The sequence below is a fragment of the Nioella ostreopsis genome (assembly GCF_004000255.1).
Classification (GTDB): Bacteria; Pseudomonadota; Alphaproteobacteria; order Rhodobacterales; family Rhodobacteraceae; genus Nioella; species Nioella ostreopsis.
Map to the genome: position 1 here is coordinate 1 of NZ_RCIQ01000010.1, position 15,559 is coordinate 15,559.

16 protein-coding genes are annotated in these 15,559 nt (G+C 60.5%); 8 read left to right on the forward strand and 8 right to left on the reverse strand.

Features of this window, described 5'->3' with window-relative positions:
- Nucleotides 1-44: 44 nt before the first annotated feature.
- Complete coding sequence (locus EP237_RS11620; RefSeq protein ID WP_240661612.1) at nt 45-509, reverse strand: hypothetical protein; 465 nt, start codon at nt 507-509, stop codon at nt 45-47.
- Nucleotides 506-2,269, reverse strand: a complete 1,764-nt coding sequence (locus tag EP237_RS11625; protein ID WP_127561070.1) for a DUF262 domain-containing protein — start codon at nt 2,267-2,269, stop codon at nt 506-508. Before EP237_RS11625 ends, EP237_RS11620 begins: the two co-directional genes overlap by 4 nt.
- 202 nt (nt 2,270-2,471) lie before the next feature.
- Here EP237_RS11625 and EP237_RS11630 point away from each other — a divergent pair, with 202 nt between their 5' ends.
- Entirely contained in the window at nt 2,472-2,732 is a 261-nt protein-coding gene (locus EP237_RS11630) for a helix-turn-helix domain-containing protein (protein WP_127561071.1), read from the forward strand.
- Between the two features lie 453 nt (nt 2,733-3,185).
- Here the strand turns inward: EP237_RS11630 and EP237_RS11635 are convergent, their stop codons facing one another.
- Genes EP237_RS11635 through EP237_RS11650 form a run of 4 tightly spaced genes read right to left on the reverse strand, consistent with a single transcriptional unit; the run spans nt 3,186 to nt 6,984 of the window.
- Nucleotides 3,186-4,475 (reverse strand): TRAP transporter large permease, encoded by a 1,290-nt coding sequence (locus EP237_RS11635; RefSeq protein WP_127561072.1) that lies wholly within the window; start codon nt 4,473-4,475, stop codon nt 3,186-3,188.
- Nucleotides 4,472-5,008 carry a TRAP transporter small permease gene (locus tag EP237_RS11640; protein ID WP_127561073.1) on the reverse strand — a complete coding sequence of 179 codons (537 nt, stop codon included), beginning with the start codon at nt 5,006-5,008 and terminating at the stop codon, nt 4,472-4,474. The genes EP237_RS11635 and EP237_RS11640 overlap by 4 nt, the downstream gene beginning before the upstream one ends.
- Before the next feature lie 7 nt (nt 5,009-5,015).
- On the reverse strand, nt 5,016-6,014 hold the full coding sequence (locus tag EP237_RS11645; protein WP_127561074.1) for a DctP family TRAP transporter solute-binding subunit: 999 nt from the start codon (nt 6,012-6,014) through the stop codon (nt 5,016-5,018).
- 31 nt (nt 6,015-6,045) lie between these two features.
- Nucleotides 6,046-6,984: a fumarylacetoacetate hydrolase family protein gene (locus EP237_RS11650; RefSeq protein ID WP_206052287.1), complete on the reverse strand. Its 939-nt coding sequence runs from the start codon at nt 6,982-6,984 to the stop codon at nt 6,046-6,048.
- A 95-nt stretch (nt 6,985-7,079) separates the two neighbouring features.
- Between EP237_RS11650 and EP237_RS11655 the strand changes: the two genes are divergently transcribed.
- From EP237_RS11655 to EP237_RS11690, 7 genes are all read left to right on the forward strand, one after another.
- Entirely contained in the window at nt 7,080-7,778 is a 699-nt protein-coding gene (locus EP237_RS11655; protein WP_127561075.1) for a GntR family transcriptional regulator, read from the forward strand.
- Complete coding sequence (locus tag EP237_RS11660; protein WP_127561076.1) at nt 7,775-8,098, forward strand: EthD family reductase; 324 nt, start codon at nt 7,775-7,777, stop codon at nt 8,096-8,098. The genes EP237_RS11655 and EP237_RS11660 overlap by 4 nt, the downstream gene beginning before the upstream one ends.
- Nucleotides 8,099-8,101: 3 nt before the next feature.
- Nucleotides 8,102-8,833 (forward strand): SDR family NAD(P)-dependent oxidoreductase, encoded by a 732-nt coding sequence (locus EP237_RS11665; RefSeq protein ID WP_127561077.1) that lies wholly within the window; start codon nt 8,102-8,104, stop codon nt 8,831-8,833.
- Between the two features lie 164 nt (nt 8,834-8,997).
- On the forward strand, nt 8,998-9,402 hold the full coding sequence (locus EP237_RS11670; protein WP_164744689.1) for an SDR family oxidoreductase: 405 nt from the start codon (nt 8,998-9,000) through the stop codon (nt 9,400-9,402).
- A gap of 852 nt (nt 9,403-10,254) precedes the next feature.
- Nucleotides 10,255-10,794 carry a hypothetical protein gene (locus tag EP237_RS11680; RefSeq protein ID WP_164744690.1) on the forward strand — a complete coding sequence of 180 codons (540 nt, stop codon included), beginning with the start codon at nt 10,255-10,257 and terminating at the stop codon, nt 10,792-10,794.
- A 230-nt stretch (nt 10,795-11,024) separates the two neighbouring features.
- The gene (locus tag EP237_RS11685; RefSeq protein WP_127561081.1) at nt 11,025-11,588 is read left to right on the forward strand and encodes a hypothetical protein; all 564 of its coding nucleotides are present in this window, start codon (nt 11,025-11,027) and stop codon (nt 11,586-11,588) included.
- Between the two features lie 141 nt (nt 11,589-11,729).
- Nucleotides 11,730-12,863: a recombinase family protein gene (locus EP237_RS11690; protein WP_127561082.1), complete on the forward strand. Its 1,134-nt coding sequence runs from the start codon at nt 11,730-11,732 to the stop codon at nt 12,861-12,863.
- A 231-nt stretch (nt 12,864-13,094) separates the two neighbouring features.
- Here EP237_RS11690 and EP237_RS11695 read toward each other — a convergent pair whose 3' ends face one another.
- The gene (locus EP237_RS11695; protein ID WP_127561083.1) at nt 13,095-14,759 is read right to left on the reverse strand and encodes a Na/Pi cotransporter family protein; all 1,665 of its coding nucleotides are present in this window, start codon (nt 14,757-14,759) and stop codon (nt 13,095-13,097) included.
- A 1-nt stretch (nt 14,760) separates the two neighbouring features.
- Nucleotides 14,761-15,558 carry a phosphodiesterase gene (locus tag EP237_RS11700; RefSeq protein WP_127561084.1) on the reverse strand — a complete coding sequence of 266 codons (798 nt, stop codon included), beginning with the start codon at nt 15,556-15,558 and terminating at the stop codon, nt 14,761-14,763.
- Nucleotide 15,559 lies beyond the last annotated feature (1 nt).

Consider the following 15,559-nt stretch of genomic DNA (forward strand, 5'->3'; position numbering starts at 1 on the left):
GCTCTTCGGTGGACTGCCGCGGTGAGTTCCGAATGCTGCCTACCTCACGGCTTGTGGTTCGATCTGTCGGTTCTCCCGGAACAATCAGGATCGACAACCTCACCAATCAAGGCTTGCAGAACAAGTTCAAGATCCGCAAGCGAGCGAAGCGCGAAACAGACCAGGTCCGCTGTCCCCAGCTGGCGCATGGGGCGCAATGCGGAATGGCGGCCGTAGAGTGTTCGCCCGTCTGATGTCCTGGCCGCGAACAGCGTTCGGGCAGGTGAGAGTCGGAACGGAATGGGTCCGTCGACAAGGCTTCTCATGAAGCGTTCACCCACCCAGAGATTGGCGGGACTCCGTGGGCCTTTTTCGAACATGATCTCGATAACGTCCCCATCGAGCCGCCTCAGGAGATACCGCGCCGCCAGCTTGCCCTGGTGCCCCAGGGGATGCTCCATCGCGATCTCCTCGAGCCGGTTGAGGCAGGCGCGCTTGAGGTCCTCTCTCTTCAGGGGCGTGTCGGTCATTCTGAAGCGGGCGGTGACAGGTTCAACAAGCGTTGCCGGATGAGTTTTTCCCGTTCACGCACGAACTCGGGCAATTGCGCTGGCATCCATAGGTCAGGTCGGTCAGGGATCATGTGCCGTTCCAGATAATCACGATTGCGCCCGGTGATCCAGGACGCAAAGGGGATGTCGCTCTTTTCGATGTTTTCGTTTCCCGGAAGGAACTGAAGATTGCCGAGCCGGTTCACACTATCCGTGATCTCGCGAATTCGATGCTCGGGCAGGTTCTGGGCCATAAGAACCCGACGCTTGGCTTCCGCTTCCGGAATGATGTGGTCGACATGCACGGCCATGTCCGACCAAGCGACATCGTCATAAAGAAGAGAAAGAGCAAGGAAGGTTTTCGGTTTGCCATATTTCAGATCGAGAACCTCCTCGATCGCCCGCTCATCCAGGCGCGACAGGCGGCCATAGGTGGCCAGAGCCTTGAACAGGCGGTCAATCGGGAAGTTTCTCGAGGTCTCTAGCTCTTGTTGGATGGCATGCCGCGCAAGGGCAATCGTCCGGTCCGAAGCCCCCGCGAAGGCCCCGATCAGCAGACTGTTGATCAGCCACCGCCGGATCGCCGCAGCGTTGAGGGTTTCGAACTCGCTTGACCCAAGAAAGGTGAACTCCGGGGTCTTGTAGAGGTAGTAGGCGATCGGCAGAACGGCATTGAGCGATGTCAGGTTCTGCTCGGTGATTCCGAAGCGGTTGAGCAATCGAAACGTCCGCTCTATGGCGGTCTTGATGCTGGGCCAGATCGCCTCGATCCGAGCGATAGCCTGGTTCGTGAAGTTCGACACGTTGTAGGTCACGTCGAACTCTCCGAGCACAAGGCAGGCCTTGAGCACGAAATCTTTCTGGATCTTGTTGGGTGCCGAGAGCCCCTTGTTGATGAAATCGATGAACCCGAGGATGTCCTCACGTGCCGTGCCGGAGGACCATTTCGAAGTGACCATGGACATCAGCAGGTCGGATTTCGACAGCTTCACGCCACCGTCATTGGCCCTGACGAAGATTTCCAGCACCCGGTCTGAAGACTGATCCCGCTCGGTGTAGTAGTTCACGGTGTCTTCCTGCCAGATGACGGCATGGAGCTTGCGCAAGGTCGTTTCGGCGATCTCTCGCTCGTAGGGCGGCACACCGTGATGGATTTCGGAAAGAGTGCGCTCAAGGAACAGCTCGAACCGGTCCGTATCCTGATAGTCGAGCATGATGCCCAGCCTGATCCAATGATGCCGGTGATTGTTGCGCGGCGGGGTCGCCAGGAACTTCAGGCCATAGGTGACGCCAAGGCTGACATCCTCCTCGCCTTCGACGTCGTCCGGATCTTTCAGAATGTCGAGGTATAGCGACTTTTCCGACCAGGCATCAGGGTTGTCGCGGCGCGCGTGCTTCAGTTTCTCGGAATAGGTGCCCTTGAGACCGATCAGAAGCGAAGTCAGACGCTGCTGGCCATCAAGCACAAGTGTCACGTTCTGACCGGCCGGCCGTGTGGCCTCGTTGCGCGCATCGGCCCGGTAGTTCTCGATAAACCTGTAGATCTTGACCTCGTTCTTCGTCGCCTCATCCACCGCCCAGAACATGAAGGAACTGATCGGGTATCCTTTGAGCAGCGAGTCGAACAGGGCGATGACCTGATCGGAGGTCCAGACATAGGGCCGCTGAATGGCCGGTAGGAAATAGTGTTGGTTCACGTCGTTGAGAAGCGAACCGATCGTCGTGGTTGAATAGCTCATGTCACCTCTGAAATTCTCGCCCGCGCCGCATGGAAAGGAGCTGTGCCTGGCGTGATGCCTCTCTGACTAACCAGGCCGTAGTTAACGATTTCTTAAGATTCAGAGCGTTTGAGTGACTGACATGGTGATCAGCCACGTCTCTGAACCGCGTTTCCGGACAAACTAGAACAACTGTTCGTGGCGCCATGTCAATCCCTGCGGAATGCGTATCCGCATGGATCGGAGCAATGAACAGCTGGTCATCGCCTTTGCAGCGGTATTGAGGGACTTCCGTGAGCGTGCGGGGCTGACTCAGGAGCAGCTTGCCGAGCGGGCCGACGTTTCCGCCCGGTTCATATCCCTGCTCGAAACTGGAAAACGTCAGCCATCCCTGTCCGCCCTGGCGGCGCTCAGCGATGGGCTCGGGGTCCCCATGTCGGAGATCATCGTTGCACTGGAAACACGCGTGACCTCCAGCGCGTAGCTGCAAAACACCACTGCATTGCTTTCGTCCTTTGGTCTTGAGGCGCGCGGTGTAGGAGAAATGGCCAGCGCCGCACAGTTTCGCGGGCGGATCCCTTCAAGGACCAGATGGAAGTCCTAGGAAAACCGACTGATCCTGATCCCTATGCGTTCTGGTGCCACCGAGGGTGGGGGATCAATTCTGCCCGTATCGGAGGTCCACGCGATCAAGTGCACTACGCAGTCTGCAAGCATACTTTGTCGACTTGGCGGTCAAGTTCCTAAGTTTATGGCTATACGCAGGAAGACTGGCCACAGAGGCGCTTCACGAGAACCCGCGCTTCCGGACCAACTTGACGCGGTCCTTAGGCTAGATTGCGGTCGGGGTGCTGGGGACAAACTGGTTCCGCGTTTGGCACGTCGGGTTACAAGCGATCAGGGCGACACGCTTCCTGTCATCTGAGTTGAGCCATATCTAGAACCCGAATGCTCTCGGCAGCGCCAGAACGACCCAGGGAACGTAGGTGATGACTCCTAGGCAAAGCACGAGGGCAATCAGGAACGGCCAGAGGTAGCGGACGGTTTCGCCCATACCCACCTTCGACAGCCCGCCCAGCACAAAGAGCAGCAGGCCGAAGGGCGGGGTCACCAGCCCGATCATGATGTTGACTGTGATCAGCACTCCGAAATGAACCGGATCTATCTCGAGCGCGGCAACCGTGGGCATCAGCAGGGGCACGAAGACAAGGATCAGCGTGCCGGTGTCGATCAGGCAGCCAAGGGCGAGGAACACGAGGTTGATGAGCAGGAGGAACATCCACGGTGACAGCTCGCGCGACAGGATCATGTCGGCCAGCGTCCGGTCCAGCCGCTCGGCGGTGACGGCATAGTTGATCAGGAAGGCCCCGGCGATCAGCAACATCACGACCGTGGCATTCTGCATCGACAGGCGCAGCACAGACCACAGCCCGCGCAGATCGAGCGCGCGGTAAACCACAGCCGACAGCAGGAAGGCCCAGATCGCGCCGACGGCCGCCGCTTCCGTGGGCGTGAATATGCCCGACCAGATGCCCCCCAATAGAACGACGGGCAGCGTCATCGGCAGGATCGCCCCGCCCAGGGCGCGCAGCACGTCGGCGCGGGTCATCGGGTCCGAGGCGGGCAGGTTCATTCGTGGGGCAATGATCGCGATGGTCGCCATCAGCGCCAGCCCCATCATCAGCCCCGGCACGATTCCGCCCAGGAACAGCGCCCCGACCGAGGTGTTGGCGTTCAGGGCATACAGCACCATGGGAATCGACGGTGGGATGATCGGCGCGATCACCGCCGAGGCCGCCGTGACGGCAACGGCCAGCCCGCCTGGATAGCCCCCCACCTTCTGCATCATGCGGATCGACATCATGCCCGGCCCCGCCGCATCGGCAACGGCACTGCCCGACATCGACGAGAAGACGATGCTGACCAGCACGTTGACATGACCCAGCCCGCCCTGAGCGCGCCCCACCATCGCATCGGCGGCCCGCCAGAGCCGTTCCGAGATCGTGCCCGCGTTCATCATGTTGGCCGCGAGAATGAACATCGGCACGGCGAGCAGAACGTAGGAGCTGAACATGCTGTTCATGATCTGGTCGACCACCAGCCCCATGTCGTGATCGCCCATCCAGAGATAGGCAAACCCCGCGCAGATCATGGCGAAGGGGATCGGCACCCGCAGCAGCACGAGGCCAACGAGAACAATCAGAAGGGCGGCGAAGGCTAGGCTCATTCCGGTGCGTCCTCGGTATCGGGGGGCGGCATCTCGTCGAAGGGCACCGGGCGGCCGGCAAGGGTTATGGCGGCCCGCAGGATCAGGCTCAGTCCGACCAGGCCCTGAAAGACGCCGAAGATCAGGTAGACATGGTTCAGGCGCAGCCGCATCGCCGGGGTCCGCTCGCGCCAGAGAAAGGCAATGTAATCCAGCGTGACGGGCAAGGTTGCCAGCAGGATCGCCCCGGCACAGCCCGCGCCCAACACCTCGACCCAGCGGCGCAGGGGGGGCGGCAGGTTGTCGGCCACCAGACCCACGGCGATCTGGTCACGATAGGGCACGACCAGCGCCGCGGCGCCGAAGATGATCCACAGGAAGAGGACCATCGCGAATTCATCCGACCAGCGCGACGGCGTTCCCATCACGTAGCGCTGCCAGACCGTGTAGGCCAACAGCCCGGCCAGACCCGCGAAACAGAGCGTCGCCGCCGCCTCGGAAAGGCGGCGGACGACTCGGGTGCCCGTTAAGAGCATCGGGAGGATCCGGGTCATCGGCGGGTCAGTCGCCCATGATCTGGTGCATCAGCTCGACATTCCATTCCTGCACCATATCCGCCTCGGCATAGACCCGGTCGGCATTGGCGTAGAACGGCGCAAGGTCCACGGCGTCGATCCGAACGCCATGTTCGCTGACCAGCCGGTCGGCGACGGATTGTTCGTCCGCGTAGCGATGTTCGTTGTTCCATGCCGCGCCAGCCTGGGCTGCATCGCGCAGGGTCTGCTGCTGGTCCGGCGACAGGGCATCGAAGAAGGGCCGCGAGATGGCGTAGAACACCGGCTGCACCATGTGCGAGGTCAGGATCACCTGCTCGCTGACTTCGTAGAAGCGGGCGGCGTTGAAGATGGTCATCGGGTTTTCCTGCCCGTCAATCGCGCCGGTCTGCAGCGCCACATAGACCTCGGGCATGGCCATCGGGGTCGGCTCGACGCCGAGGGACTCGCCCAGAAGCAGCCACTCGGGCGAGCCGGGCATCCGCAGGCGCAGGCCATTCAGGTCCTCGGGCGTGGTGACGTCGCGCGCCTCGCGCAGGGCAACCTGCCTTGTGCCGAGATAGGCAACGGCGAGGATGCGGATATCCATCTGCTCGGCCACGTCTTCGAACATCTGCTCGCCGATCGGGCCGGACATCACCTCCATCATGTGATCATAGTCGCGAAACAGGAAGGCGCGGCTGAGGAAGCCCCATTCGGGGATCTGCGCGGCGATCTCGGGCACCGCCATCGTGCTCATTTCCAGGTTGCCACGCTGGATCGCGGGCACTTCCGTGCCCTGCCGGAACAGGGACGAGGCCGGGTAGGTTTCGACGGTGACGCCGACATTGGCCTCGGCAACGGTCTGGGCGAACAGTTCCATCCCGCGATAGAGGAAGTCGCCCGCCGGACCGGCGGTCGAGAAGCGCACCGTGTGTTCCTGCGCAAGTGCAGGCAGCGCGGCAAGGCCCATGGCCATGGCCGTGGCGGCGACCAGTGCGCGCCGGGTGAGTCTGGGAAGTGTCATGTGGCGGTCTCCTTGTTGGAATTGCGGCCGTTCATCCGGCACTGGTTTTCGGGGGTTGAATGACGGTGGTCAGGGTGCCGATCCCCTCGACCCATGCATCGACGCGGTCACCGACGGACAGGAAGGTCTGCCGCGCGGTTCCGACGCCCGCCGGGGTGCCAGTCAGCACCACATCGCCGGGATCGAGCGTCATGATCCGCGACAGCGTGGCCAGCTGCTCGGCGATCGGGAAGATCATGTCACCGGTGGTGTCGTCCTGCTTGTCGACGCCGTTCACGCGCAGGCCGAGGCGGATTGCCTGCGGATCGGGAAAAGCCGAAGCGGGCACGAAGCGGGGCCCGAGCGGGCAGCAGCTTTCCTGCGCCTTCCCGGCAACCCAGTCGAGCTTGTAGAACTGGTCGAGCGCCTTGTTCAGGTCGCGGGCACAGAAATCGACCGCAACCGTGTAGCCCGCGATATGGTCGAGCGCCTCCTCGGGGCTGACAGCCCGACAGGGCTTGCCGATGACGACGGCGAGCTCGACCTCCCAGTCGAAGGCCTCGGTGTCGAGCGGCATGTGCACCGTGGGGCCCTCGCCAACCACCGCATTGCGGGGCGGCTTGAAGAAGAAAAAGAGCCGCTGCGTGGACTTGTCCTCAACCGGCACACCCATCTCGGCCATGTGACGATAGTAGTTCGCCCCGGCACAGAGCACCTTGCCCGGATAGAGCACTGGCGCCAGCCGGCGCGGCGCGGGGTCGACAAGATCGTCCTGCGAAACCTGCGACGCGGCGGCCGTCAGGGCGGCCTCGGCCGTGGGCCAGTCGGCGAACAGATCCGTGCCTGTGGCGCGACCCATCCAGCCGACGCGCGCCAGCGATGGTGCCAGTGCATAAAGCCCTCCGTCCACTTCAAGGCAGGGTAGCGGCCCGTCTGGAGATGCAACATTGGCAAGCGCCCAGGGCGCGTATGGCGGCATGTGATTGCTCATCAGCGAACTCACTTCTTCATGACGACCCGAGGCTTGACGGGTAAATTTCTGTGATATATGCTAGATTTTATAAAATATGTGAGTCAATACAAAAAATGACCCAGACCGAAGAGCAGCCGGCAACGGCCTATGACGTGCTTCGGCACGAGATATTGCATGGTGACCTTCTGCCCGGCGAACGCCTGCGCGCGGCCGATCTGCGCGCCCGCTACAGCCTTGGCCTCACTCCCATCCGTGAGGCGCTGATGCGGCTCAGCAGCGAGGGTATGGTGACCAACGAGGTCAACCGCGGCGCGCGCGTGCGCGACACGACTCTGGCGGAGCTGCACGACCTGATGCAGACCCGGCGCGAGGTCGAGTCCCTGTGTCTGACCAAGGCCATCGCGCTTGGCGACACCGCCTGGGAAGGCGAGATCCTGCGCGCCATGCATCTGCTGTCGAAGGCGCCCTTGCCCGAGTCCCCCGAAGACCGGGACACTGCCTCAAGGTGGGAAGTGCTCCACCGCCAGTTCCACCATGCGTTGGTGGCGGCTGCGGGCTCTGACTGGCTGCTGCGTATCTGGAACGTCCTTGCCGACCATTCCGAGCGCTACCGCAAGCTGCGCCTGCTGAACTACAGGACCATCGCCGCCGATGTGCGCGACGTGAATGCGGAACACCGCGCAATCATGGAAACAGTGCTGAACCGCGACACCCCGGCCGCGCTGGCGTTGATGAATGCGCATCTGGACAAGACCGAACAGGCAGTTGCGCGCCTGCTGACCCCCGCCAGCCACGAAGGACGCGCCGAATGATCATCCGTTCCGCCTTGCTGATCGGCTCCGTGCTGCCCGAGGATCAAGCCGGTTTCGATGCCTACATGCGCGATGTGGTGGTGCCGGAAATCGGCACCTATCCCGGCATCCGCGATGTCACGCTGCGCAAGCTCGTCACCGCCGACAACGGCGCCCCTCCGGTCTACATGCAGTTCGATCTGCTCTTCGACAGCCTCGCCGAGATGGACGCCGCGCTGGCCAGCCCCGTGCGCATGGCGGTGCGGGATCGGATCAAGGTAGGCATGGCACCGTTCCAGGGCACCGTAGCCCATGTGGTTTCAGAACTTATGGGGGATTGAACCATGGCTGAGAAAAAGACAGCGTTGATCACGGGCGCTGGTCAGGGAATTGGCTTTTCCATTGCGCAGGCCCTGGGTGACGCCGGTCATCGCGTCGTCCTGCTGGACCTGAACCCCGACACCGTAGCAGACGCGGCAGCGAGGCTAAGAAGCGAGGGACTCGATGCTGTGGGATACGTGGCAGATACCACGGATCGCGACCAGATCCGCACGGCAATGAACGCCGAGGCCCGCATCGATACGGTCGTCACCGCTGCAGGTGTCTACTGGGATCGCGCCCTTCCCGATCTAACGGAGGATGACTTTCGCAAGATGATGGAGGTCAATCTGATTGGCACATTCATCGCTGTTCAGGAGGGGCTTTCACGGATGGGGCCAGGCGGGCGGGTTGTAACCATCTCCTCGCGTGGGGCACTTGGAGGAACGCGATTTGCCCACTATTCCGCCTCAAAGGCCGCAGTTATTGGCCTGACCCGCTCTCTGGCGATGGAGACGCGAGGCACAGGCATCACTATCAACTCGGTCGCTCCCGGTTTTACAGACACACCCATGACCCGCTCGGCCCCGACCGAGATGTTCGAAGCATGGAGCAAGCTGGAGCCCTCGGGGCGTGCCGCAGATCCTTCGGAAATCGCGTCAGCTGTGGTCTGGCTGGCCAGCGACGGCGCGGCATTTGTGACTGGCCAGACTCTATTCGTGGACGGTGGCAAATCCCTAGGAGGGTTAGGCATCTGAGCAAGATCTTGATCACCGGTCCGGGCCTGATAGGCCTGCAATGCGCCCAACTTCTGTAGACGCGCGGACAGACCTGCTCGCTGATCGACATCTAGCCACCTATGCCAGAAGTGCTGGCCCCTACGGGCGTCGTCTATATCTAGGGGGAAATCAAGCGCGCCCCGTTGCAGGAGCTGCTGCAGGATGTGGACGGGGTTATTCATACCGCTGCGATGCTCTCGACTGGCCTGCGCTCCGACCCCCTGCGCGGCCTAGAGGTCAACATCCTTGGGACTGCGCGCCTACTGGACGCGGCGTGCGAGGCAGGCGTTCGGCGCTTTGTTCGGGCCAGTTCCGCGACGGTGGTGTATGCTGGATTCCCCGTGCTAGGCTCCGACCCGATCCTAGAGGATGCGGCCCTCGGCGTGGTCAGTCACCGCCCCGGCAGCCTGTATGCGCTGACCAAGCAAAGCTGCGAGCATCTCGCTCTCTTGTGGCGCGACCTTTACGGGCTCTCCATCGTCTCCTTGCGGTTGCAGCCGTCGTCGGCGGCGATGCGGATGCTCCTACAAGCGTTCCCGGGCGGCTGATGTCGCGACTAATCTCGGCTGCAAAGACGCGGGGCGAGCATGTCCTCGATGACCCGTTCCTGCAGTGGGATGGCACCGAGGAATTCGTTGATCCACGTGATTGCAGACTGGCGATGATTGCGGCTGTCGACGCTGACGATCCGGCGCAGGGGGGCTGCGCGATTGCCCACCCCAAAGGCTGGACGCTGGACGCGGTGGTCGCAGAGGTCGCGTCCCGCTTCAGGGCATTCGCACTGAACGTTCCCGATCACCGGCCCAGCGGATTCGCCGGGTTCCCGCATCTTCGTCCAGCTCCAACCGACCTGGCCGCCGCCGCGACAGAGATGGGGTTCGAAGCCAAGCACGATCTTGCGGACACTCTGGAACGATGGTGTAGAACCGCACGACCTGCGACGAGATTACTCGCGTCGTTGATCCGGTCTTATCGTCAGCGAAGGCACCGGAGTTGTTCGTTCATTGGTTCCCCGACTGGTGGCCTAGGGAATACTGCTTTTGCGGCGAGACCAAATTGGGTTTCGTTTTCATTGGCCCTGTGACGCAGTATTGGGGTGAGATCTGAACCTACCTCACTGCGCCTCAGAGTGTGCTTCTGTCCGGCTGGGTGTTCCGACACCAAATATGTCGTCGAAGAAGGAATGGCCAGCGCCGCAGAGGTTCGCGGGCGGATCCCTTCAAGGACCAGATGGAAGTCCTAGGAAAACCGACTGAGCTTGATCCCCATGCCTTCTGGCGCCACCAAAGCTGGGGGATCAATCCTGCCTATGTTGCGTCCTCAAGGACGAGGAAGCGAGAAGCCAAAATTTCCCTTGACTGTCGTGAACGTGAAATCTATATTCACGATAGATATCACGAATGGAGAGCAATACGATGGCCCTGTCAGCAAAAGAACGAAAGCAAAGGCAAATCGAGCGCGAACAAGCGCAGCTCCGCGCCATGCCGGATAGCTCCTACGAATACCTTCAGGTCCCGTTCCACGTGCACCTTGAGACAGATGCAAACTGGAGTTCTGTCACGCTGCCTTTGGAAATGGCGGGCATTGAACCACCCGAGTTCGAAGACGACCGCGGTCCGAAAGCCTACGCCTATGAGGAATGCTTTTCGACTGATGAAGACCGAGACGAGGCCTTCGGTGGCGCAGCGGGTTCCATTGGGCGGGCCGAGATCATGATCGGTCTCCTCATCGATGCGGCGACAGAGCTTGCGCATATCGTGAACAAGTATAAGCGCGCCGAACTCGACAAGCGGCTCAAAGAGATCGAGGCCGCTGACCTTTCAGATCCGGAAGAGCGGAAAGCCGTGCTGGAGCAGGTTGTGCATATCGAGAAGATCAAGGGCGCCCTGTCAAAGAACGTTCGCCGGTCCCTGCCGCAGTGGGAGGCCAAGGGCGTCTAGGCTACCAAGCCAAAATTTCTCAGAACCTGCAGGCGGCATAGCCACTCGATATCCGAGTGATCAGTCGTTCTGCACCAGTCAACCATAGAAACACCCAACCCGGCCATCGGGTCTGGGAACGATCTCTCCTGTCCTGGAGGGGAAGCCGGGCCTTTGGCCCATAGGAGCGGCGTGGCCGGTCGACAAACTCATGCCACGCCGCAAGCGATGCAAACGTAAGGAGAAGCATCATGACGACGGTCACAGAAAACAAGGCGAAAATCAACTTCCTTCAATTCATGAATGGTCCAGATGGCGATGAAGAGATGTCTTGGATTCCATTTGCACTTTCGGACTTCGGGGTGGATTTCGCCTTTGATCTTTCAGATCTCATGGATGACCCTGATGACACTGATACTGAGCTATTCTGTCAGCTTGGAGATCGGCTTGAGCGGTATGGCAAATGGATCCAGTCAAAGGCGGTATCCTACAACTACCTGCACGACGAAGGCTTCGAAGCAATCTACTCTTCGAGTAATTTTCGTGGGGCATGCACAGTCAAGTGTGATGGCAAGTCAGTGCCTGTAAAGTGGTGCCGGCGTGAGGACCTCGTGTTTGTTCAGGCTGCTGGGGACTTGGATGCTACAATGGGACTCACGCGAGGTCGGATGCGCGAACGCGACCGGTGGGATAGACAGACGGCGGCGCGTCTTATCGCGGGCCTCACCAAAAAGACTGGATATGATATCAACTGCGAAAGGCTGGCAAGCAAGCTGAAGCCTTCACCGGCTGATGGTCAGATCATCGAGTTCTAACCTGGACCTTCCATCTAAGAAGGGGGTGTTGATCACTGTGGTCACGCATCGTGTGGACGGATGGTCAGCCCTGTGCTTCCTGCAGCAGAAATCAACACCCCCAGTATCCCAAGTAGATAAGCTTGTATAAGGAATCGACAGATGCAGAAATGCAGCTCAGAAGCCGTGCCTCCAGCCATCGCCGCCGTCCGCAGTCGCTGCAAAGAATACGTGGGTTATATTCGCGTGTCATCCAAGAAACAGGAGCGAGAGGGCGACAGTCTTGAATGTCAGCTCGACCAAATCCAGGCCTATGCTTCGGCAAAAGGTGCTGAGCTGCTCAGGGTGTTCGAGGATGCGGCAAGCGCGTTCAACAGCGGGTCCAGCACTCGTCCCGGTCTGCGTGCTGCGATAGATGAAGCATTGCGCGTCAGCGTTCCACTTCTTGTGCCGCGCATAGACCGGCTGTCGCGCAGCCTGAAGGACTTAACCCTTCTCCACCAGAAGGGGCTTAGCATCCATTCCGCAGACCGGGGAAAGGTTTCAAAGGCTGTCCTTACGGGCCACATCGCACGAGCACAAGCCGAGAGTGTCGCCAGAGCAGCCAGAACGACCCAACAGCACGCCTCGGGCTCCAGGAAGAAGAACAAGTCGTCAGCGGCCCGCGCAGAGGCTCGCAGGAAGGGAACCTTCTCCAACATTATGCGGAAGGAGCAGCGTATTCGCGAAGTCGCCGACTTCATCAATGCCACTCCCGGTGCGGAAAAAATGACCCGACAGCAGCTGGTCGATACCCTGAACAATGCCGGTATCCAGAACCTGCGTAGTGTGCGCGGTGAAGTCAGAATACCCTGGACAAAGGAGGCCCTGCGTCCTGTTCAGAAGGCGGCAAATGAATTGATCGCCGCTGAGGTGGAGATGGACGGGGAAGATGCGCTGTCGGCTGAAAGGTCGGAAACGATTTCCACAGCGCCGATAGAGCAAACTAACCTCGAGGTGGGTTCAGTTAGCATGGAAATCACTGCGGTTTCGAACAGGCAACTTAAAGCACACGTTGAGAAAGCTTTGAAGACCGGCACCTCTGCCACGCGGCAACTTACGCGGGAAGAACGGATCGTGCTTCTGCAACTTGTCCGGAGGTTGATGGTCAAAAAGCAGCTGAGGACCGACGTCGAAACGTTAAGGCGGATCATGCCAGAATTCCGAAATGCGTTAAAGCCAGATGCGAATTTCACTCCAGCCAAACTCGACCGTTTGCATAAGATCTTCAAAACCAAATGCGATTTGAAGAACTAATAAGCCTGTGGGCCACCACAAGCCCCCTCCCGGCGCTGTCCACTCTCGAACGCGCCGGGCTTATTATCCAAAATCACGCTGTTCTACGCCGCTTTGCTGAGAGCGGATTCGGATTTTTTGAGCAGTTTCGCGCTGTTTCCTAAGTGAAATCTCTGTTCGGTTATGCCGCGACAAACGATGAAAATATTCTAACGCAACTGCGTCTTTCTAAGCCTTTGCACAGACGACTGGTCAAGAGCTTGAAAGACGACTTTGCCGCAACTCGCCCGTGTCCGAAAGCAGCGGGTAGGCAATCATTGCGAACGAGGTGTTCAACGCCTTGAGCGCGCGCAGCAGATCAAGGTGGATGGCGCTGGTTTCGTAGGACTCGGTCAGGCCCTTTCGCAGCCTCTTCAGGTGCTTTCGCTGGAGGTTCTGTTCGAGGTCGCGGACATTTTCCTTTTGCTCGACCAGTTCACGCGCAAGCCCTAGATCCTCTGACATCAGAACCGAGATTCCGTGCTGGACATTGCGCAGGACCACGTCATGGAAATCGCGCAGCTCGCTCCAGCCCTCTGGGGAAAAGTTCAAACTGGCCGCATCTTTCTTCTCAGCGAGCACGACCATCTTGCGGGCGATCATATCGGCCCCAGCCTCGAGATTCACTGCGATACCCGAAAGATCGAAGCTGCGGGCGCCGGTGTCTTGATTGGGAACCGTGCCATGCACGCCCGACAGGTAGATCCGAACTTCCAGCGACGTCGCCGCGATGCCCTGCATCTCTTGGCGCAGTCTCTTTGCGACCGTCTCGTCGTATTTTTCGAAAAGTGGTATGGCATCGCGGAGCATGACCTCGATCCGATTGCCCATCTCAACCAACTCCCTCAGCGCACAGGCGAACGCGAGTCGCGGCTGGTTCTGGATCTCTGGATCGAGCGCCGAGCGTCTTGTCCCCGTTAGCTCGGATCTGGTCGGTTCAGGGATCATCCGGTCTGCGACCCCCGTCAGAACCTTTGCAAGCGGCAGGAAGGCGACAAGCAGCAGGACGTTGAACAACACGTGCAGGTTCAATGCCTGCTGGCCAGGATTGTCCCCCAACATGCTGGCCTGAAGTCCATAGCTTACAAGCACGAAAAGCATCAGGGCCGCGCCTCCACCTCGGAGTGCGAGATTGGTCCAAACCACGCGGCGCACGACGGCCGAGGACTTCAGCGTCAGGAAGAAGGCAATCATCGATCCGCCGAGGTTGGCGCCAAGAACCATGGCAAAGGCCGCTTCGACTGGCATCAATCCTTGTGCGGCAAGAGTGGCGAACAACAGGATCGCGGCGACGCTCGAGTGGACGAGCCAAGCGAAGAGAGCCGCCAACAGAAAGGCTGTTATTGGGTCACCGGCAAGGTAAAGCATGATCGCGTCCGCGCCGGCTCCCTGCATGAGGGGCTGACTGGCATCCCGGATCAGGTCGAGCGACAGGAAGATCAGAGCCAATCCTATTAGGATGCGCCCGATCTGGCGGATTCGCCGTGCAGAGCTTTGCAGGAAGATCATTACACCCGCCAGTAGGAGCAGCGACGTAAACGCCCCGATCTGGAAATTGAGGATCAACGCAACGATCGCCGAACCTAGGTCAGCCCCTAGAATGATCGCGAGCCCAGATAGTCTTCCAATTGCGCCGGCCGAAAGAAACCCAGCCATCAGGACTGCCACTGCTGTCGAGCTTTGCATCAGGATCGCGGCCCCGGCCCCGGTCGCCGCGGCGGCAAAGCGGTTCGATGTGGATCGACGCAACCAGAGCCTGAGCTGGCCGCCGAAGGCACGCTCGAACCCGGTCCGCACAAGCCGCACGGCCCAGATCAGCAACGCCGCCGAAGCGGCCATGTTCAAAATGAAGACAATCGGGGCGCCCGTCTGGTCCATGTCAGAACCCATAAGGGCCATCGCCCATCGCAAGCGAGCAAGCCGCCCAAACCCCTCCCGGGGCAGTGTCGAGCACAGCAAAGCCTAGCGGTCCCAGCATGAACCCAACCGGGGCCTCCTCACGTTGGTCCAATGCGAACGCGCTGCACGTTGACGGCGCGGTGACGACCGGATGGCCACCGAGCATGCCGTGATAGACTCCATGAACATGGCCGGCCAGCACGCGCAGCGGCCCGTCATGGCGACGCAGAATGCCCTCGAGCGCCTTGGCATCCTCGAGCCCGATGGCATCCATGAAGCGGATGCCAGTTCGAAGCGGTGGATGGTGCAGGGCAACCACGACGGGGCGGCCTTCCGACTGGTCAAGAGCTTCGGCCAAGTGGTTGAGCGATTGCGCCCGTAGCCGCCCACCGCCCTGTCCTTCGACCAGAGTATCGAGCCCGACTATCCGGGTTCCAAGGACTTCGACTACCCAGTCGAGCGGGCCGTCGTCCGGCATCGGAACAGTATCGGCGAAGGCTTCGCGGAAAGCGGCACGACGGTCGTGGTTGCCAGGAATGACGAACACCGGCAGCCCCAGCCGCGCTAACTGAGCCTTGGCGACGGCGTAACTGTCGGCCGAGCCATCGTCGCTGATGTCCCCGGTCACGAGCACCGCGTCGATAGGCCCGATCGACGTGAGCCGCTCGGAAAGCGTGTCGATGGCCGCGCGCAGCAAGGCATTGGTATCCAGCACTCCTGACGCACGTGTGCCGGTGGCCACCACGTGCAGATCCGAAAGGTGCAGAAGCCGGGCCATC